Annotated in this window: 14 protein-coding genes, 2 tRNA genes and 1 pseudogene; 13 read left to right on the top strand and 4 right to left on the bottom strand. The window is 71.1% G+C overall.

Translation table 11 applies throughout. The features are described 5' to 3' along the window. Positions 1–4 precede the first annotated feature (4 nt). The 8 genes and pseudogenes from J5226_RS20580 (at position 5) to J5226_RS20545 (ending at position 8,659) form a co-directional block, all read left to right on the top strand. Positions 5–760: an anti-sigma factor gene (locus J5226_RS20580; protein ID WP_215836648.1), complete on the top strand. Its 756-nt coding sequence runs from the start codon at positions 5–7 to the stop codon at positions 758–760. Between the two features lie 161 nt (positions 761–921). Beyond that, a tRNA-Leu gene (locus J5226_RS20575) sits at positions 922–1,006 on the top strand. Positions 1,007–1,436: 430 nt separating this feature from the next. After that, on the top strand, positions 1,437–2,126 hold the full coding sequence (locus tag J5226_RS20570) for a winged helix-turn-helix domain-containing protein (protein WP_215836647.1): 690 nt from the start codon (positions 1,437–1,439) through the stop codon (positions 2,124–2,126). Next, complete coding sequence (locus J5226_RS20565) at positions 2,123–3,493, top strand: ATP-binding protein (protein WP_215836646.1); 1,371 nt, start codon at positions 2,123–2,125, stop codon at positions 3,491–3,493. Before J5226_RS20570 ends, J5226_RS20565 begins: the two co-directional genes overlap by 4 nt. A 248-nt stretch (positions 3,494–3,741) precedes the next feature. Next, on the top strand, positions 3,742–4,362 hold the full coding sequence (locus J5226_RS20560) for an outer membrane beta-barrel protein (RefSeq protein WP_215836645.1): 621 nt from the start codon (positions 3,742–3,744) through the stop codon (positions 4,360–4,362). A gap of 119 nt (positions 4,363–4,481) precedes the next feature. Beyond that, positions 4,482–6,365: pseudogene (asnB, locus tag J5226_RS20555) on the top strand (asparagine synthase (glutamine-hydrolyzing)); the annotation flags it as partial. A 224-nt stretch (positions 6,366–6,589) separates the two neighbouring features. Further along, complete coding sequence (locus J5226_RS20550) at positions 6,590–7,498, top strand: LysR family transcriptional regulator (protein WP_215836643.1); 909 nt, start codon at positions 6,590–6,592, stop codon at positions 7,496–7,498. A gap of 186 nt (positions 7,499–7,684) precedes the next feature. Next, positions 7,685–8,659, top strand: coding sequence for a cyclase family protein (locus tag J5226_RS20545; protein WP_215836642.1), 975 nt, complete (start codon positions 7,685–7,687; stop codon positions 8,657–8,659). A gap of 21 nt (positions 8,660–8,680) precedes the next feature. On the opposite strand, the gene J5226_RS20540 is transcribed toward J5226_RS20545, so the two are convergent. Beyond that, positions 8,681–9,328: an NUDIX hydrolase gene (locus J5226_RS20540; RefSeq protein WP_255322870.1), complete on the bottom strand. Its 648-nt coding sequence runs from the start codon at positions 9,326–9,328 to the stop codon at positions 8,681–8,683. A gap of 158 nt (positions 9,329–9,486) precedes the next feature. Further along, positions 9,487–9,963, bottom strand: a complete 477-nt coding sequence (locus J5226_RS20535) for a hypothetical protein (protein ID WP_215836641.1) — start codon at positions 9,961–9,963, stop codon at positions 9,487–9,489. Positions 9,964–10,379: 416 nt separating this feature from the next. Here J5226_RS20535 and J5226_RS20530 point away from each other — a divergent pair, with 416 nt between their 5' ends. The 4 genes from J5226_RS20530 (at position 10,380) to J5226_RS20515 (ending at position 15,117) form a co-directional block, all read left to right on the top strand. After that, positions 10,380–12,212 carry a SpoIID/LytB domain-containing protein gene (locus J5226_RS20530; RefSeq protein ID WP_215836640.1) on the top strand — a complete coding sequence of 611 codons (1,833 nt, stop codon included), beginning with the start codon at positions 10,380–10,382 and terminating at the stop codon, positions 12,210–12,212. A gap of 71 nt (positions 12,213–12,283) precedes the next feature. Further along, on the top strand, positions 12,284–13,876 hold the full coding sequence (locus tag J5226_RS20525; protein ID WP_215836639.1) for a peptidoglycan recognition family protein: 1,593 nt from the start codon (positions 12,284–12,286) through the stop codon (positions 13,874–13,876). Between the two features lie 216 nt (positions 13,877–14,092). Beyond that, a complete protein-coding gene (locus J5226_RS20520) occupies positions 14,093–14,470 on the top strand; it encodes a hypothetical protein (RefSeq protein WP_215836638.1) in 378 nt (125 codons plus the stop codon). A 251-nt stretch (positions 14,471–14,721) separates the two neighbouring features. Then, a complete protein-coding gene (locus J5226_RS20515; RefSeq protein ID WP_215836637.1) occupies positions 14,722–15,117 on the top strand; it encodes a VOC family protein in 396 nt (131 codons plus the stop codon). Between the two features lie 78 nt (positions 15,118–15,195). On the opposite strand, the gene J5226_RS20510 is transcribed toward J5226_RS20515, so the two are convergent. After that, a tRNA-Ala gene (locus J5226_RS20510) sits at positions 15,196–15,271 on the bottom strand. Between the two features lie 102 nt (positions 15,272–15,373). After that, entirely contained in the window at positions 15,374–16,486 is a 1,113-nt protein-coding gene (gene rnd / locus J5226_RS20505; RefSeq protein ID WP_215836636.1) for a ribonuclease D, read from the bottom strand. 225 nt (positions 16,487–16,711) lie between these two features. Here rnd and J5226_RS20500 point away from each other — a divergent pair, with 225 nt between their 5' ends. After that, entirely contained in the window at positions 16,712–18,559 is a 1,848-nt protein-coding gene (locus J5226_RS20500; RefSeq protein ID WP_255322869.1) for an SUMF1/EgtB/PvdO family nonheme iron enzyme, read from the top strand. Positions 18,560–18,565: the final 6 nt, after the last annotated feature.

The following is an 18,565-nucleotide window of genomic DNA, read 5'->3' as shown; positions in this document are numbered from 1 at the left end:
GCCGATGGACATTCGCGAACACGACATCGACCGCGAACCGCCCAGCGCCGACGTGCAGGCCGGCGAGTACGTGCTGGGCGTCTTGAACGAACGCGAGCGCCGGCTCGCCGAACTGCGCATCGAGACCGATCCCGCGTTCGCGCGCTTGGTCCACGAGTGGCAGCAACGGCTGGCGGCCTTGCTGGAAGAGATCGAGCCGGTCGCCGCGCCCGCGCAGCTGTGGCCGCGCTTGCGCGTGCGCCTGGGCTGGTCGCCGGTGGGCGAGGAGCGTCCGCGCGGGCTGTGGCACAGCGCCGGCTTCTGGCGCGGCGCTGCCGCGGCCGCCGCGGCGCTGGCCGTGGTGGCGGTGTGGACCGGCCGCGCGCCGGCGCCGGTCGCGCCGCCGCTGGCGCAGCAGCCGCCGATCATGATCGAGCATCAGCCCGCGTTCCCGGTCACCCGCCTGGCGCGCGACGACGGCAGCGCCGGCTGGCTGGCGTCGATCGATCAGCGCCACGCCAAGGTCATGACCATGCCGGTGCCGGCGCCGCACGATCCGCAGGGCCGCGTCGCCGAGCTGTGGCTGATTCCCAAGGGCGAGCCGCCGCGCTCGCTCGGCCTGATCTCGACCGAATGGGCCGACTCGGTGAAGGTCCCGGCCGAGGCGGTGGCCAAGCTCGCCGCCGGCGCGACCCTGGCGATCACCCTCGAACCCAAGGGCGGCGCGCCGAACGGCGTACCGACCGGGCCGGTGGTGGCGCGCGGCAGCATCGCGTTGTGAGCCGCATCGTCCGCCCGTCGCGCGCCGCCGGCGACGGGCGCGCGCGACGGCGCGGAGCGGATGGGTAAAAAAAGTTACAAATAATCGTTGACAGGCGGGGCGCCGCAACGCAACATACGCCTCCTCGCAGCGGCGCCGGTTCATCGGCAACGAAGCGGAAGGCCCAGGTGGCGGAATTGGTAGACGCACTAGTTTCAGGTACTAGCGGGTAAAACCGTGGAGGTTCGAGTCCTCTCCTGGGCACCACTACACAGCTTCGGCGCGAAGCGACGAAGCGATAAAAAACCCCGCGAAAGCGGGGTTTTTTGTTGGCCGCGAGAAACCGCGCGGAAGCCGCGCCGGTTGTCCGCACGCGCCGGCGTCGCTGGCGAAAGCGATGCGCCGCGGTTGCTTGCGCTTTCGCCCACGCGCGCGATTCCGCGTTTTTTGTCGATCGACGGATCGGCCGAAAATCGGCGCGTTTCGCGCTCCCGGCCCGCCGCCCCGGCGCGCCCGCCAGCCTGAACGAGGCGCCCCCAATCAGTCAGGTCTCCGACTTCCGGCTGAAGCGGCGGGGGGCGCGAACGATTCAACTGTCGGCCGGCGGGCAATACTTGACCGCTTTCCGCCGGGCCCCGCGCCGCGGCGCGGCGCACGTCCGCAGCGCGGGCGCGCTCGGACTCCCGGCTCCGTGGTTATGACCGACATCCTGCTGATCGAAGACGACGAACGCCTTGGCTCGCTGGTAGCCAATTACTTGGGCAAACACGGTTACGACGTGGCCCTGGAAACCGACGGCGCGCGCGCGGTCGCCGCGATCCTGGAACTGCAGCCGGCGGTGGTGCTGCTGGACCTGTCGCTGCCCGGCCAGGACGGTTTCGAGATCTGCCGCGCGGTGCGTTCGCGCTACGCCGGGGTGATCTGCATGCTGACCGCGCGCACCGACGACATCGACCAGGTGCTGGGCCTGGAACTGGGCGCGGACGATTACATCGGCAAGCCGATCGAGCCGCGGGTGCTGCTGGCGCGTTTGCGCGCGCACCTGCGCCGCGACCATGCCGCGCGCCAGAACGGCCGCGTGCTTCGCTTCGGCCAGCTGCGCATCGATTGCGAAACCCGCGAGGCGACCCTGCGCGAGGTGCGCATCGATCTGACCACGGCCGAATTCGACTTGCTGGTGCTGCTGGCCGGCCGCGCCGGCCAGATCCTCAGCCGCGACGATTTGCTGCAGGCGTTGCGCGGCATCCAGTTCGACGGATTGGACCGCTCCATCGACGCGCGCATCTCGCGCTTGCGGCGCAAGCTCGGCGATCTGGCCGAGGAGCCCGAGCGGATCAAGACCGTGCGCGGCAAGGGCTATCTGTTCAATCGAGCCGCCTGGGAATGAGCGCGCCGCCTTGGCTGCGCCGGCTGTGGCCGCGCAAGCCGGACCTGTCCCGGCGCGACCACGCCAAGCAAGGCCATTTCGGCCTGTTCGTGCGCTATTACCTGATCGTGGTGCTGATCTACGCGGTGATCGTGGTCGGCGGCATCTCCGCGTGGCTGAGCATCACCTCGGAGAACAGCCGCGCTTACGGCGAAGCGCAGTTGCGCGGCACCCATTACCTGATCGAACAGCGCTACCTGGAAACGCCGCGCGAGGAGTGGCCGGCGCTGAGCGAGGACCTGAGCCAGCGTTTCGCCTATCCGGTGCGGCTGGCGCTGCTGGACGAACTGCGCCAGACCCTCACCGCGCGCGAGTACGAACGCGTGCTGCGCGGCGAAGTGGTGATGGAGAGCGAGGACGAGGCCTACACCTATCAGCGCCTGCCCGGCAGCGATCAGGCGGTGGCGCTGGGCGATTTCGACGATGTGATGGTGCAGGGCGTGCCGTGGAGCGACCTGGATCTGATCGATTCGATCGTGATCCTGGCGATGTACTTCCTCGCCATCGCGCTGCCGCTGTATTTCCTGGTCTACCGCTTCTGGCGCGATCTGCGCCGACTGCGCACCACCGCCGAGGCGCTGAGCGCGGGCGAGCTGGACGCGCGCGCGCCGGAGGTCACCACGCGGCTGGTCAATCCGCTCGGCCACGCGCTCAACCACATGGCCGGGCAGGTGCAGCAGGTGCTGGAAAGCCAGCGCATCCTGGCTCAGGCCGTCGCGCACGAGATCCGCACGCCGCTGGCGCGCATGCGCTTCGGTCTGGAGATGCTGGAACAGGCCTCCGGCGACGAGGAGCGCGCGCATTTGCGCGAAGGCCTGGAGATCGACATCCAGCGTCTGGAGCATTTGGCTTCGCACAGCGTCGCCTACGCGCGGATCGGGCGCATGGTCGGGATCGAGCGCGCGCCGGTGCCGGTCAACGCGCTGTTCGCCGATCTGGCCGATTTGTTCGAGCCCGAGCCGCCGTTGCTGCTGAGTTTCGACAGCGGCGGCGTCGAGCGCCTGTCGGCCAATCACGAAGCGCTGGAGCTGGCGCTGCGCAACTTGATCGGCAACGCACTGCGCCATGCGCGCACGCGCGTGGCGGTGAGCGTGCGGCGCAGCGACGATGGTCACGCGCTGTGCGTGGACGACGACGGCGAAGGCGTGCCCGAAGCCGAGCGCGAACGCGTGTTCCAGCCGTTCGCGCAGTTGCGCAAGCATCCCGAGGGCTTCGGCCTGGGTTTGGCCTTGGTGCGCGTGGTCGCCGAGAAGCACGGCGGCCGCGCCAGCGTCGGCGATTCCGCGCTGGGCGGCGCCTGCTTCCGCATCGATCTGCCCGCCGACTGACATCGCGCGCATCCGGGCGTTGCGCCGCGCGAAACCGGCGGAGCGACATCGTTTGCATTCCCCGCGGCCGGCCGGTCTCTCGGCCGGCCGCGTTCGTTTCAGCGCGATTCCGCCAACCCCCGCCCTCGCGGTAACACTCCGTTACCGAGCGTCGCCCGCGGTCACCAGCGCGCCCAGATACTGCAACTGACGCCATTGCGGCGCCCCCGCAGCATGGTTCCGTCCCCCCACGACGGAGTTCCACCCCCATGCAACGCAAGCTGTTCGCGCTCGGCGCCGCCGCGCTGGCGCTTTGCCTCTCCACCGCCGCCAGCGCCCAGGGCGCCGGCGACCGCGAGGGTTTCTACGTGTTCGGCGGCGTCGGCGCCGCGATGACCCAATGGGACGCCAAGCGCTCGGCGCTGCCGGCCGGCCAGAAGCGCAGCCAGGACAAGACCGGCGCCAGCCTGGTGCTCGGCGGCGGCTATCGCTTCAACCAGTATTTCGCCCTGGAAGGCTCGTACCACGACATGTTCGGCGACGTCAGCCGTCGCGGCGTCGGCGATTACGACACCCGTTCGCTGCAGCTCAGCGCGCTGGGCATCCTCCCGATCGGCGAGCGCTTCGAGGTGTTCGGCAAGGCGTCGGTCGGCCGCGCGCGCAACGAATTCAGCCCGGTCCGCGGCGCGGTCGGCCTGAGCAAGGCCAGCGAAACGGTCAACCTCGCCAGCCTCGGCGTCGGCGCCAACTACTGGTTCAACGACCGCTTCGCCGCGCGTCTGGAACTGACCGGCCTGAGCAAGGCCGACGGCGGCAGCTTCCGCCGCAAGGCCGGCGCCGACGACATCAAGACCGGCGAAGCCAGCCTGAGCGTGATGTACCGCTTCTGATCCGACCCCGTCGGCGGAAGCGGCCGCGCCGCTTCCGCCGCGTCTTCCTCCCGCCGAGCGCGCCCGATGACTCTCGCGACCCGCAACCGTCACCATCCTCGTTCCACCCGGAGGCGCGCATGAGCGGCTTGGCCGGGGTGTGGCGCGCGCAGCCGGATTGGGAGGACGAACGCCTGCGGTATTGCCTGCGTTCGATGATCCACGCCTTGCAGCATCGCGGCGCGTACGCGCACGAAGTCTGGAGCGACGCCGCCGCCGGCGTCGCGATGGCGCACTGCCGCGAGCGCCAGGGCGCTGCGCAACCGGTCGCCAGCGCCGACGGCCGTTATCTGCTGAGCATGGACGGCGCGCTGTACGAGCGCGACTCGCTGCATCGCGCGCTGGTCGCGCTCAACGCGGTCGGCCCGCAGGCCAGCGACGCCGAGCTGATGCTCGGCGCGATCGTGCGCTGGGGCCTGCGCCGCGCGCTGGCGCGCTGCGACGGCGCGTTCGCGCTGAGCCTGTGGGACCGCCAGGAGCGGCAGCTGTGGCTGGCCCGCGACCGGGTCGGCGAGCGGCCGCTGTACTACGGCTGGGTCGACGGCGATTTCGCCTACGCCTCCGAGCTCAAGGCGCTGCACCGGCTGCCGGGCTTCGACGCGCCGGTGGACCGCGACGCGCTGAGCCTGCTGCTGCGCTACGACTACATTCCCGCGCCGTACTCGATCCATTGCGGCGTGTTCAAGCTCGCTCCGGGCACCTTGCTGCGCATGAGCTTCGCGGCCTTGCGCGCGGGCGCGAGCGGGCACCATCCCGAGCGCGACGCGCAGACCTACTGGTGCCCGCGCCAGCGCATGGCCGAGGCGGTCGAGCTGCGCGGCGACATCGGCGCCGACGAGGCCGTCGATCAACTCGAAATCCTGCTGCAGCAGGCGGTGACCGCGCGCATGCGCGCGCCGGTCGCGGTCGGCGCGTTCCTGTCCGGCGGCACCGATTCCTCGCTGGTGACGGCGATGATGCAGGCGCAGTCCTCCACGCCGGTCGACACCTACGCCATCGGCTTCGACGACGACCGCCACGACGAAAGCGACTGGGCGCGCGCGGTGGCGCGCGCGCTCGGCACCCGCCATACCGAACACCGCGTCGGCGGGCGCGAAGCGCTGGAAGCGATCGACCGCTTGCCGGACGTGTGGTGCGAGCCCTTCGCCGATTCCTCGCAGGTGCCGACCCTGATCGCCAGCGAACTGGTGGCGCGGCGCAGCCCCATCGCGCTGACCGGCGACGGCGGCGACGAACTGTTCTTCGGCCATTCCGCGTATTGCCGCGCGGTGCGCAACGCGCGCTGGAACGAACGCGTGCCGGCGTCGCTGCGCCGGCTGGCGCCGCGCCGCAGCGGCGGCGAGGCCGAGCGCGCGCGCCTGGGCGGCGTGCGCGCGCTGTGGGCCGAGCTCGGCGCGCAGCGGGTCGAAGACCACTACCTGCAACGGGTGTCGCGCTGGCGCGACCCGGCCGCCGCGGTGCCCGGCGCCTGCGAGCCGGCGACGCTGTTCCGCGACCGCGACGGCCACCTGCCGGTCGGCGACGCCGCCGACCGCGTGCAATACCTCGATTTCCGCATGGACCTGCCCAACGGCATCCTCACCAAGATCGACCGCGCCGGCAGCGCCTGCGGTCTGGAGACGCGCTCGCCGCTGCTGGACCGCAGCGTGATCGAATTCGCCTGGTCGCTGCCGACCGCGCTCAAGCACCATCGCGGCGAACAGAAATACGTGCTCAAGCGCCTGCTCGAACGCTACCTGCCGAACAAGCTGATCTACCGCCCCAAGACCGGCTTCGGCGCGCCGGTTTCGCGCTGGCTGCGCGGGCCGCTGCGCGAGTGGGCCGAGGCCTTGCTGGACGAATCGCGCCTGCGCCGCGAAGGCCACTTCGACCCGCGCGCGATCCGCACGGTGTGGAACGAATTCCAGGCCGGCGAGCGCAAGTGGCATACCCATTTGTGGAACGTGCTGATGTTCCAGGCCTGGCTGGAGCGGCATCGCTTCGCCGCGGCGCCGGCGCCGGCCGCGCTGGCGATTGCGGCCGAGATCGCGCCGAGCGCGCCGGCCGCGCTGCCGCGCCGTCTCGGCGTATTGGAAGGCGCGGCGGGCTGAGCGTCCCGCCGCGCGGCGGGACGCGCGATCCGCGCGCTGGCCGCTGAGCGCCGGCGGCGGCATCATGGCCGCCCCGAACGCACGATGGCGGCCACCGCATGGATCAACTCGCGCTGATGCGCAGCTTTCGCCGCGTGGTCGAGCTCGGCAGCTTCGCCCGCGCCGCCGACGATCTGGCCTTGTCGGCCGCCGGCTTGAGCAAGCAGGTGCGCCAGCTCGAAGCGCGGCTGGACACGGTGCTGCTCCAGCGCACCACGCGCAGCATGAGCCTCACCGACGGCGGGCGGCTGTACTTCGCCGAGTGCGTGCGCTTGCTCGACGAGATCGACGCGCTGGAGCGGCGCGTGCGCGAAGGCTCCGAGCGGATCGACGGGCTGTTGCGGGTCAACGCGCCGCTGTCGTTCGGCCTGTGCGTGCTGTCGCCGTTGCTGAGCCGGTTTTTGCGCGCGCATCCGCATCTGCGTCTGGATCTCGCGCTGGACGATCGCGTCGTCGACTTGGTCGGCGAGGGCTTCGACGTGGCGGTGCGGCTGCGCGCGGAGTTGGAGGATTCGAGCCTGATCGCGCGCCGGCTGGGACGGGTCGAACAACTGCTGTGCGCCGCGCCTTCCTACCTGCAACGCCACGGCGAACCGCGCGAACCGCAGGAACTGTGCGGCCATGCCTTGCTCGGTTACAGCCTGTCCGAATCGCCGCGCGCATGGCAGCTGCGCGGCGCCGACGGCGAGCGCGAGTTCACCCTGCCGGCGCCGCGGGTCGCGGCCAACAACAGTTTGTTGCTGCGCGATCTGCTGATCGACGGCCACGGCGTCGGCAGCCTGCCGGCGTTCGTGGCGGCGCCCGCGATCGCCGACGGGCGTTTGCGCGAACTGCTGCCGCAGCATCGCCAACCGCCGCGCCACGTGCATGCGGTGTACGCCACCGGCCGCCACTTGCCGGCCAAGCTGCGCGCGTTCGTCGATTTCCTCGCGGCGGAGTTGCCCGCGGCCTTGGGCGCCGACGATTGACAGCGACGCCTTCGCCTCGCGTAGTCCGGCCCGCCATCGATTGCTGACGCCCAGCGAATAGTCCCTGCACCCGGCGCGGCTGTTTCCGCCGCCGCGCCGCGCTCAAGCTGTGTCCACGCGGCCGCTTCGGCGCCGCCCCACACAGACCGAACCGCGCCGCCACGGCGCGAACGCATGGAGACTTCGATGAAACTCGCACACACCCTCGCCGGCGCCGCCTTGGCGCTGGCGCTGGCCGCTCCCGCCGGCGCCGCCGAAGTCGGCCGCAGCCCCTGGGGCCCGGACGACCAGATCGGCCGCTTGAACCTGATCACCGAGCAGTCCACCGCGGCCGTGCTCGGCCGCCTGCGCGGCGGCAAGGTCTACGACTTGGCCACCGAATACTTCATCGGCATGCCGAGCTGGCAGGCCGCGGGCGATCCGCACTTCCAGTTCTGGATGACCCACACCCCGCGCGGCACCCAGATCGACGACCCGATGCAGGTCGGCGCGGCGATGAACGCCCACACCAGCTACACCGGCACCGCGTTCTCGATGTACAGCCACACCGGCACGCACATCGACGCGCTCAACCACTTCGGCATCGGCGGGCGCATCTGGAACGGGTTCGAGGCCGACAAGCACGTCGGCGACCGCGGCTGGAGCAAGGCCGGCATCGAGAAATTCCCGCCGCTGATCGCGCGCGGGGTGCTGCTCGACATCGCCGCGGCCAAGGGCGTGGACATGCTGCCCGATCAGTACCGCATCACCCGCCAGGACCTGCGCGAGGCGCTGGCCAAGCAGAAGCTGGAACTGCAGCGCGGCGACATCGTGCTGATCCGCACCGGCCGGATGAAGCTGTTCGAGAAGGCCGACGCCTACATCGCGCAGCCGCCGGGCCTGGGCATCGACGCGGCGCGCTATCTGGTGGAGGAGGCCGGCGCGATGGTGATCGGCGCCGACAATCTGAGCCTGGAGACCTTCCCATCGGAAGTGCAGGGCGAGTACGTGCCGCTGCACACCTATCTGCTGGCCCAGCACGGCGTGCCGATCATCGAGCTGATCGCGCTGGACGAACTCTCGCGCGACCGGGTCTACGAGTTCGCTTTCATCGGCGGCCCGCTCAAGATCCGCGGCGGCGACGCCGCGCCGCTGCGGCCGGTGGCGATTCCGCTGCGTTGAACGCGGCGTTGCGCGGCCCGATCACGGGCCGCGCAGCGGGTAGAAGGCTTCGGTCTGTTCGGTGGAGACCATCTTGTCGCCTTCGAAGCTCAACACGAAGGCGCCGCCCCACAGCGTGTCGGGGTGGTCGAGGATCTGGTGCAGTTCTTTGTTGAGCGCCTGGATCGTCACGAACTCGTCGAGCCGGTCGCGCGCGACCCAGCGGTATTGCTTGGCCGCGTCGGCCGGCTTGCCGGCCGGTCCGTCGAGGCGCGCGGCGTAGTGAGCGCGGAAAGAGACTGCCGCGTGGTTGGGGTCGACCGGGTTCTCGCGGAACTGGTAGCTGAAAAGACCGGCCAAGCGCGGCGTTGCGATGGAGACGCCGAGATCCTTGGCCAGCGCGGCGAGCGATTCGCGCACGGTGCGGTTCTGGTTGGAGCGCGCGGCCGGCGTCATCCAGCCGTCGGCGATTTTCTCCAGCAGAATCTCGCCGCGTTGGTTCTCGACGGTGAGGCGCAGCACGGTGTAATTGTCGAGCGCGCGCGCCGGCGCGTTCGTTGCGGGCGCTGGAGGCGAGGGCGCGGCCGCAGGCGCGGCGGCGAACGCGGGCGCCGCGAAGAGCGCGCACGCGGGCAGGGCGAGCCGCAACAGCGAAACACGAGACAACGGGTGCTGACGGGAACCGGTCATGTCGATGAGGCCGCAAGGCGCGTCGCGCGCGGTGGCCTAAGGTCGCTCGCCCCGCGCACGGCCGGCAGTGCCGATAGTCCCGAAACGCGCGGCCGGCACGGCCGCGAAGCGTCCCGGGGCCGGCGCGCGGCCCCGGAACGCCGCCGAACCGATGCGGCTTACTGCGGGCACGACTCCTGCAGTTCGTAATACTGCAGTTCCGACGGGGCCACGCCCCAGCCGCTGCCTTGCACGAGGCCGGCCGAATCGGCATAGGACAGGTTGATGCTCACGCCCGGGAAATCGCCGACGTTGAGGCTGGCGTACAGGCTCTTGGCGCCGCTGGTGGCGTTGTAGGCGTCGACCGCGGTCTTGAACCGCGACAGCGCCACCGAGTTGCTGGTGAAGGTGCGCAGCGAGGCCAGATCGAGCGCGAACATGTACTGGACGTTGGTCGGGCCGTAGCGGTTGACCGAGCTCGGCACGACGATGGGCTTGTTGCTCCAGTAGTGGTTGATCACGCGCAGGTTGCAGGTGTCGGCTTGCGGAAAGCCGGTCGGCGCGTTGAGCCGGCCCAGCGAGGTCCAGCCGGAGGCGAGGGCGCCGTGGCTGGCCAGGGCCAGCGCGCAGAACAGGGCGAAACGCTTGAAGTTCATGGGACTCCTTGTCGGAACTGAGGATGGGCGCGCCGTGGCCGGCGGCGCCCGCCGCGCCCGCGTCGCGGGCGGTCGGCATCGCCATTAACGCCTGTGGGCGTCTTACCGGGTCGGACGCGCGCGGGCGCCGGTACGCCGGCGGTCGGCTGCGTCGCCGCGTTCGTCGACGCGGCGCGCGCAGTCTCCGCCGCGTCCGCGTCGCGTGCGTGACCGCGGCGCGACAGGCGAGCGTCGGCGCGCGCACGCCCCGGCAGTGACTGCCATCGCGATACCGAACGCGAGGCCGCGCGCGAGCGGCGATCGACAGGTGCCCGACAGCCGCGCGGCCTACAACGAAGGCCGCGGGCGCCGCCCGTTGCCTTCGCCCTCGTCGCCTTCGCGGCGGCGAACGCACTCAGCCGATCCGGGATTTCGCCATGACCTCTCGCCGTACCCGCAACTCCCTTCCCGGCCACGACCCGGCCGCGCCCGCGCCGCTGGCGCGCAGCGGCCTGCCGTGGCTGGCCGGTTTCTGCACCCTGATCATGGGCAGCGCGTTCGCCGGCCAGAGCGCGCCCGCCGCCGCCGCGCAGGCCGACGCGCCGCGCATCGCCGTGCGCAGCGATGCGACCGCGGCCGCGTTCGACCTGCGCGTGCGCGACAGCGTCAGCGGCCGCGCGCTGGCGGCGCAGGTGAGTCTGGCGCCGGTAGGCGGCGCGGCGGCGCGGCAGCGTCTGGATCTGGCCGCCGCCGGCGGCCGTCTGGCCGGCCTCGCGCAAGGCGAATACCGCCTCACGGTGAGCGCGCCGGGCTATCTGCCGGTCGTCACCACCGTGCACTCCGACAACGCGCTGGGCCTGCCGACCACGGTGTGGCTGTCGCCCAAGCGCGAATCCGAAGCGCTCGATCTGCTCGCGCTGAAAGCCGCCGAATGCAGCGATTGCAGCGTGCTCAGCGGCCACGTCTACGACCAGCGCACGGGCCAGCCGCTGGCCGGCGCGCGCGTGCGCAGCGGCCTGGGCGAGCGCGCGGTCACCGATGCCGACGGCTACTTCGAAGTGCGCGGCAAGTTCGCCGAGAACGCGTCCAAGGCCGACGCGTTGCCGCCGACTACCTCGCTCGACATCGAGGCGCCGGGTTATCGCGCGCAACGCCTCGACGGCCTGTCGCTGGTCAACGATTCCAGCCACTTCGTCGTCGACTTGCAGCGCGGCAGCGGCCGCAGCGTGGAAAAGCGCGTGCACGCCCAGGCCGACAGCAACGCCGCGGCGCGGCGCGAGCGCGAAGACTTCATGCGCAAGCTCGATGCCGACAACGCCGGGCAAGCCATGCGCGCCGGCCAAACGCTGGCCGCCGCGCAGGTTTCGGCCACCGCGGTGTCGGTGCCGTCGAGCATCCGCGTCGGCACCAGCTGTTCCGGACGTTCGTGCTCGGGCGTGTCGGTCTACAGCCTCGAAGACTACGTGGCCAAGGGGCTGGACGAAGAGTGGATCCCGTCGTGGCACGCGCAATCGCTGGCGGCCGGCGCGGTCGCGTACCGCACTTACGGCGCGTACTTCGTCGCCCATCCGATCAGCAGCCGCTACGACATCTGCAACACCACCTCGTGTCAGGTGTTCAACGCCGACTCGGTCTCGGCCACGGTCGCCGCCGCCAACGCCACCCGCGGCGTGATCCTCAGCCGCGACGGCAAGAGCGCGGCCTTCAGCGAATATTCCTCGGAAAACAACGCCTGGGACGATCCCGGCGACGGCCTGTCGTGCAGCAACAACGACCTGAGCTGCGGCAACGGCAACAACGGCTCGCCGCGCAACAACTGGCCCTGCCTCAGCGATTCGGTCGGCAAGGGCAAGGGCTGCTTCGGCCACGGCCGCGGCATGAGCCAGTGGGGCACCCAGCGCTGGGCGGCCAACAACGGCCGCGACTGGAAGTGGATCACCGACCACTACTTCAACAACAACAACAAACCCGCCGGCATGCGCAACGCGTTCCGCTCCGACGGCGGCGGCTCCAACCCCAGCGGCGCGCCGGGCACGGTCGACACCAACGGCACGCCGCTCAACGTGCGCTCCGGCCCGGGCACGGGCTATTCCGTGGTCGGCACGCTCGCCGACGGCAGCAGCGTGACCATCCAATGCCAGACCAACGGCACTTCGGTCACCGGCACCTTCGGCACCAGCAGCATCTGGAACCGCATCGGCAGCGGGCGCTTCATTCCCGACGCCTACACCCAGACCGGCTCCGATGGCCGGGTCGCGCCGGATTGCTGAGCGGCGCGCCGCGACACCGGCGCGCGGCGCTCCCGCTGCGCGCCGCCACCTCACTCCTTCAAGGACTTCCCGTGACCGCACTTTCCAGGACTTTGCTCGCGGCCGCGCTCGCCGCCGCCTGCTTGCCGGCCGCTCATGCCGGCAAGCCCGCCGCGGCGGCCGATGCGTTAGCCGATCCCGCGCTGAGCGCGCGCGTGCGCGCCGAACAAGACGCGCTGCGCGGCGAACGCGCGCAACTGCCCGCGTACTTCCGTCAGGCGTATGCGCGTTATCCGTCGATTCCCGCCGGCACGCTCGAATCGCTGGCGTATGTCGCCAGCCGCTGGCAGCACCTGCGTCCGACCCAAACGCAGGGCCGCGGCGAAATGCCGCGCGCCTATGGCGTGATGGGCCTCTACCGCGGCGAAGGCTTTGCCGATCAGGTCGGCGAAGCCGCGCGCCTGCTCGGCGTGCCGGAATCGCGCATCCTCGCCGAACCCTCGCTCAACATCCTCGCCGCCGCGGCGCTGCTCGACCGCGAGATCGGCCGCGACGGCGCGCTGCGCAAGCCCGATGCCGAAGCGCTGCGCCCGGCGCTGGAACGTTACGCCGGTTTCGCCAAGCCCGTCGCCGGCGCGGCCAAGAGCGCGGTCGCCGACTATGCGCGCACCAGCTTCGCCTACGACGTTTTGTTGACCCAAGACCGCGGCGTCGACGACAACGGCATCAAGGTGCCGGCGCGCGAGATCGCCTGGGAACGCGCGTTCGACGTGCCCGCGCTGGTGCGCCTGCGTGCGCCGCTGCTGCGCTTGAACGCCGACGCCGACCGCATCGAAACCGCGGATTACTACGTCGATCCCGACACGCAGACGCTGCGCAGCAAGGACCCGAAGGTCGCCGCCGCGGCGGCCAGCCCGGACTACGGCCCGGCGCTGTGGGTCGCTTCGCCATACAGCTCCGAGCGCAGCTCTTACGACTCGGCGACGATCCACACCGTGCAAGGCTCCTACGCCGGCAGCATCTCGTGGTTCCAGAACAATCCCGACCACGTCAGCATCCATTACCTGGTGCGCAGCAGCGACGGCCAGATCACCCAGATGGTGCGCGAGAACCGCGCGGCGCATCACGTGCTCTCGCATAACCAGACCACGCTCGGCATCGAGCACGAAGGCTATGTCGACAACGCCTCGTGGTACACCACCGCGATGTACAACGCCTCGGCCGGCATCGTCCGCCACTTCTGCGCGAAGTACTCGGCGATCAGCTGTTCCAGCGCGTTCCAGGGCCCGGCGGGCAGCGTGGTGCGGGTGTTGCCGGCCAGCGTCAAAGTGAAAGGCCATCAGCACTACAGCGGCAACGATCACACCGACCCGGGCAAGAACTGGGATTGGGCGCGCTACTACAAGCTGCTCAATCCGGGCGGCGGCAACCCGAGCGGCGCGCCGGGCACCGTGTCCACCGCCGGTTCGCCGCTCAACGTGCGTTCCGGCCCGGGCACGAGCTATGCGGTGGTCGATTCGCTCGCCAACGGCGCCAGCGTGACGATCCAGTGCCAGACCACCGGCACCAGCGTCACCGGCACTTACGGCACCAGCAACATCTGGAACCGCATCGGCAGCGGGCGTTTCATTCCCGACGCCTACACCTACACCGGTTCCGACGGCCGCGTCGCGCCGGATTGCTGATCGCGGCCGCGCTCTGAGTTTCAACGCGTCGAGGTGGGCGGGCGCGGCGGCAGCGGGTCGGTGCCGTCGCGCCCGTTTTTATCGGAAACAGCGCGCAATTCCGCGTCGGCGCATGTCGCGCGGCTGACACGCCGCGGTCACGCCGGCCGCGCCAAGATGATCCCCGTGTCATCGGCGTCCGCATCCGCGCGGCGCCCGACGTATCGGGAGGCGGACATGCGCAGCGCACGGCGTTCCCACTCGCAACTCATCGCCATCGGCCAACACGCGCCGTGGGTGATCGCCAGCCGGCTCGGCGCGATCTCGCGCGCGGCCGCCGCGCCGAGCGCGCGCGACCTGAGCGAACTGCAACGCATGGTCGACGAGAAATGGATCGCGCTCGGCAATGCGTGGTGGCAGATGTCGGCGCAATGGTGGCAATGGCAGGCGGGGTGGTGGATGCGGCCGCAACCGTGGCTGGGGCCGGTCGGCGACGACCCGCTGCGCTGGTGGCTCGAAGCGATGCACGCGGGCGATGCGATGCTCGCGCGCGGCTTGCGGCCGGTAGCGCGAACGGTCGCACGCAATCGTCGGCGGTTGGCGGAGCGTTCCTGACTCGGGGCGGCGCGGCGTCTATCGCCCCGTTTCCGAACGGCGCCTTCCCAATCGCTGCGTTCCCGATCGGCGTAGTCCCGGTGAGCGGCGGCCCCTTGCGCCGTCGCGACCACGGATCGAGATAACCGCGCCTCAACGCCCGCGCCGCGTCCGAACACTTCGATACGTTTACCTGCCGCCGCCGCAACATCGGCGGCGCTACCCTGACGGCATCCGTGACCGCCGCGTCGCGCCGCAACGAAGGCCGCGCCATGCCCGTCCAGGTCTGCCCGTTCCTGATGTTCACCGGCCACTGCGAAGCCGCGATGAACCTCTACGTCTCGCTGCTGCCCGACAGCCGCATCCTCGACATCCGCCGCTACGGCCCGGGCGAGCAGGGCCCCGAAGGCACGGTGATGGTCGCCAGCTTCGCCCTAGGCGACCTGACCGTGATGTGCAGCGACAGCCCGGTCAAGCACGCCTTCGACTTCACCCCGTCGAGCTCGTTGTTCGTCACCTGCGAATCGCGCGAGCAACTCGATGTCTTGGCGGAGAAGTTGAGCGAAGGCGGGAAAGTGCTGATGCCGTTGGACAACTACGGCTTCAGTCAACGATTCGCGTGGGTGCAGGATCGGTTCGGGGTGTCGTGGCAGCTCAATCTGGATTGAGGCCGACGCAGGCGACACGAAGACATCGCGCGCAACAAAAAAGCCGACGATCGCTCGTCGGCTTTTTCGTTGCTGATTTGGTGGAGCCAGGGAGGATCGAACTCCCGACCTCGTCATTGCGAACGACGCGCTCTCCCAGCTGAGCTATGGCCCCGGATGAATCCGAGGCGGCAAGTTTAGCGGCACCGAAGCGGTCGCGCTAGCCCTGCGGCGAAAATTCGTCGCGAACCCCGCCGCGACGGCGTTCGCGCGCGGATCAGGCGCCGTCGGCGGGCGCGGCCAGTAGCGGCGCCAGCGCCGGTTCCAGCGCGGCGCGGCGCCAGCCGGACAGGGCGTCGGGCCATTCGCCGTGGTCGAGCAGGGCCTCCAGCCAGCGGCGCGAGGCCAGCACGCCGTCGGGCAGGCCGAGCGCGGCGCTGCGGCCGGCGACGGCGTCCTGCAGCTGGCGCAGGCGTTGTTTGTCGCGGGTTTCGGCGATGCCGGCGTCGGGCGCCTCGGCTTCGTCGGGTAGCGGCGCGGACAGCGCGGTCCAGATCGCGTCGGTCAGTTTGCGCGGTGCCTTGGGGTGGCCTTCGATCTGGCGCTGCAGCGCGTCGCGGTCGGCCGGCGCCTGGCGGGCGATGGCGACGGCCAGTTCGTTGTCGAGAATCCAACTGCGCGGCTTGTCGCTGTCGCGCGCGTAGCCGTCGCGCCAGCGCAGCAGGCGCAGCAGGCGCTGTTGCGCGGGGCGGTCGAGGAATTGGGCGCTGCGCATCGACAGGTGCGGCCAGCGCTCGGGCGCTTCGTTCTGCGCGTTGACGACGGTGCGCGCGGCGTCCTCGGCGAGCCATTCGCGGCGACCGAGCTGGCCGAGCAGGCCGTCGAGCGCGTCGTGCATGGCGAACAGATGGCGCACGTCGTCGGCGGCGTACTCCAACTGCGACGGCGACAGCGGCCGGCGCATCCAGTCCGAGCGCGTCTCGCCCTTGGGCAGGGCCACGCCGGTGAGCTGTTCGACCAGCTTCTGATAACCCAGGCCGCCGCCGATGCCGGCCAGCGCCGCGGCCTGCTGGGTGTCGAACAAGGGCTTGGGCACCACGCCGCAGGCGTGCTTGAACGCGACCAGATCCTCGCTGGGACTGTGCACCAGCTTGAGGATGCCGGTGTCGGCCAGGATCGGCGCCAGCGCCTGGGTCATGCCCGGGCGCAGCGGATCGACCAGCAGGATCGTGGGTTCCTCCTCGCCGTCGCGTTCGATCGCGATCTGCACCAAGGCCAGTTGCGGCCAGTAGGTGCGTTCGCGGATGAACTCGGTGTCCAGCCCGATGCGCGCGGGCTTGTCGTCGAAATGCGCTTGCAGCGCGGCGGGGGTGGCGATCCAAAGAGGCATGGGCGATGAACGAAAGCGCGTGCGGGCCGGTGGCGGGCCGGGCGGAGCCCGGCGGGCGACAATAGCTCAAATCGCCGCGGCGGGCCGCGACGGGCCGGGAAAGAATGCGAAAACCCGCGGCGGCGGCTTTGCCGAATCGTCCGCTCCGGCGCCGCCGATGCCCGGCGCCGGCCCGCGAGGCGATATGCTGCGCGGGTCTTCGCATCCCCCGCAGAGGCCGCAGGTTTGCGCGCAACCCACTGGATCCGCACGGTAGCCCTCGGCCTGGCCTGCGCCGGGCTGTTGGCCGCCTGCGGCGAGCGCGGCCAGCGCGCCGGCGCGCAGACCGCGCCGCGCCAGCCGATCGTGACGGTGAGCGCGGATCAGGCGGTCTCGCCGGTGCCGCCGTGGCGCGCGCCGGCGGTGACGGTGACCGAGCAGACCCAAGCCGCGCAGCGCAAGCGCGCCGACGCCGCGCTCAAGGCCGGCGATCTCTACGCCACGGCCGATTCGGCGATTCCGCTGTACCTCGCCCTGCGCGGCTTCGCGCCCAACGACCGCGCGGTCGCCGCCGGGCTGGACCGCGCGGTGGCGCTGTTGCTGGCCGAAGGCGACGGCGCGCTCAAGCGCATCGACGAGGAACCGCTGGCGCTGCGCGACGCGCACCGCGCCGCGGCGGTGGCGCGCGCGGTGGCGCCGGAGCATCGCAAGGTCGAGGCGTTCCTGGAGCGCCTGGACGCCGCCGATCAGGCGCAGGAGGCCAACCGCCTCGGCGAGGACGCGCTCAACGCCGGGCGCATCGGCGAGGACCGCCAGCCGGACGGCGCGCTGGCGTACTTCCGCCAAGCGCTGGAGCTGCAGCCGCGCGACGTGCGCGCCCAGCAAGGCATCGCCGCGGCCGAGAGCGCGCTGATCCGCCGCGCCGAACTGGCCGCCGACCGCGACGATTACGCCGGCGCCGAGCGCTGGCTGGCCAAGGCGGCGCCGATCCGGCCGAAGCTGGACACCGCCTCCGACGCCCAGGGCCGCATCGCCGCCCAGCGCCAGGAGCGCATCCGCCGCCTGCGCGACGACGGCATCGCCCTGCTGCCCAAGCTGCGCGGCATCGACGAGGCGCGCGGGGTGCTGGCGACCTTGCTGCGCATCGCTCCGCCCGGCGATCCGGCCGCGGCCGAGCTGCGCGAGCGGATCGAACTGGCGACCCACTACGGCCTGTTCCGCCCCGGCCAGATCTTCACCGACGCGATGAACCAGGGCGGCCGCGGCCCGCAGATGGTGGTGATCCCGCACGGCGCGTTCCGCATGGGCGCCGAGCCCGGCGAGCCGGGGTCCAGCGACGCCGAGCGGCCGCTGCGCAACATCCGCTTCGAGCGCGGGCTGGCGGTGTCGCGCTACGAAATCACGGTCGGCGAATTCCGCCGCTTCATGGGCGCGAGCAAGCACCGCGCACGCGCCACCCGCCGCGGTTATTCCACTGCTTACGACGAACGCAGCGGCAATCTGGTCCGTCGCGGCGGGGTCGACTGGCGCTCGGATTACGCCGGCCAGCCGGCCGCCGACAATCTGCCGGTGGTGCACGTCAGCGCCAAGGACGCTGCCGCCTACGTCGAATGGCTGTCGGCCTCGACCGGCCAGCGCTACCGCCTACCGAGCGAGGCCGAATACGAATACGCGCTGCGCGCCGGCAGCCAGGGCCGTTTCCCCTGGGGCGACGGCGCGCCGCCGGCGAAGGCCGGCAATCTGACCGGCGCGCTCGACGTCTCGCCCAGCGGCCGGCGCTGGCGCAACGCCTTTCCCGGCTACGGCGACGGCTTTTGGGGGCCGGCGCCGGTGGGCAGCTACGCGGCCAATGCATTCGGCCTTCACGACATGGGCGGCAATGTCAGCGAGTGGGTGGCGGACTGCTGGCACGACAACTACCGGCGCGCGCCGCGCGACGGTGCGGCGTGGTTCAACCCGGGCTGTCGCACGCGGGTGTTCCGCGGCGGTGCGTGGTCGAGTTCGCCGGCGCAGTCGCGCGCGGCGTGGCGGCAGGGCACCAGCGCCGACACCACCAACGGCCGCCTGGGCTTCCGCGTGGTGCGGGATATCTGATCTGAT

This window comes from Lysobacter sp. K5869, assembly GCF_018847975.1.
In the GTDB taxonomy this organism is placed as follows: domain Bacteria; phylum Pseudomonadota; class Gammaproteobacteria; order Xanthomonadales; family Xanthomonadaceae; genus Lysobacter.
Note: the sequence above shows the minus strand (reverse complement) of the source record. Positions and strands in the feature narration are given on the sequence as shown.

Excerpts from the sequence above, each read along its gene's own strand:
- J5226_RS20565 (WP_215836646.1), top strand. The coding sequence starts at position 2,123 with ATGAGCGCGCCGCCTTGGCTGCGCCGGCTGTGGCCGCGCAAGCCGGAC.
- J5226_RS20545 (WP_215836642.1), top strand. The coding sequence starts at position 7,685 with ATGAAACTCGCACACACCCTCGCCGGCGCCGCCTTGGCGCTGGCGCTG.
- rnd (WP_215836636.1), bottom strand. The coding sequence starts at position 16,486 with ATGCCTCTTTGGATCGCCACCCCCGCCGCGCTGCAAGCGCATTTCGAC.
- J5226_RS20535 (WP_215836641.1), bottom strand. The coding sequence starts at position 9,963 with ATGAACTTCAAGCGTTTCGCCCTGTTCTGCGCGCTGGCCCTGGCCAGC.
- J5226_RS20580 (WP_215836648.1), top strand. The coding sequence starts at position 5 with ATGGACATTCGCGAACACGACATCGACCGCGAACCGCCCAGCGCCGAC.
- J5226_RS20515 (WP_215836637.1), top strand. The coding sequence starts at position 14,722 with ATGCCCGTCCAGGTCTGCCCGTTCCTGATGTTCACCGGCCACTGCGAA.
- J5226_RS20530 (WP_215836640.1), top strand. The coding sequence starts at position 10,380 with ATGACCTCTCGCCGTACCCGCAACTCCCTTCCCGGCCACGACCCGGCC.
- J5226_RS20570 (WP_215836647.1), top strand. The coding sequence starts at position 1,437 with ATGACCGACATCCTGCTGATCGAAGACGACGAACGCCTTGGCTCGCTG.
- J5226_RS20540 (WP_255322870.1), bottom strand. The coding sequence starts at position 9,328 with ATGACCGGTTCCCGTCAGCACCCGTTGTCTCGTGTTTCGCTGTTGCGG.
- J5226_RS20520 (WP_215836638.1), top strand. The coding sequence starts at position 14,093 with ATGCGCAGCGCACGGCGTTCCCACTCGCAACTCATCGCCATCGGCCAA.
- J5226_RS20550 (WP_215836643.1), top strand. The coding sequence starts at position 6,590 with ATGGATCAACTCGCGCTGATGCGCAGCTTTCGCCGCGTGGTCGAGCTC.
- J5226_RS20560 (WP_215836645.1), top strand. The coding sequence starts at position 3,742 with ATGCAACGCAAGCTGTTCGCGCTCGGCGCCGCCGCGCTGGCGCTTTGC.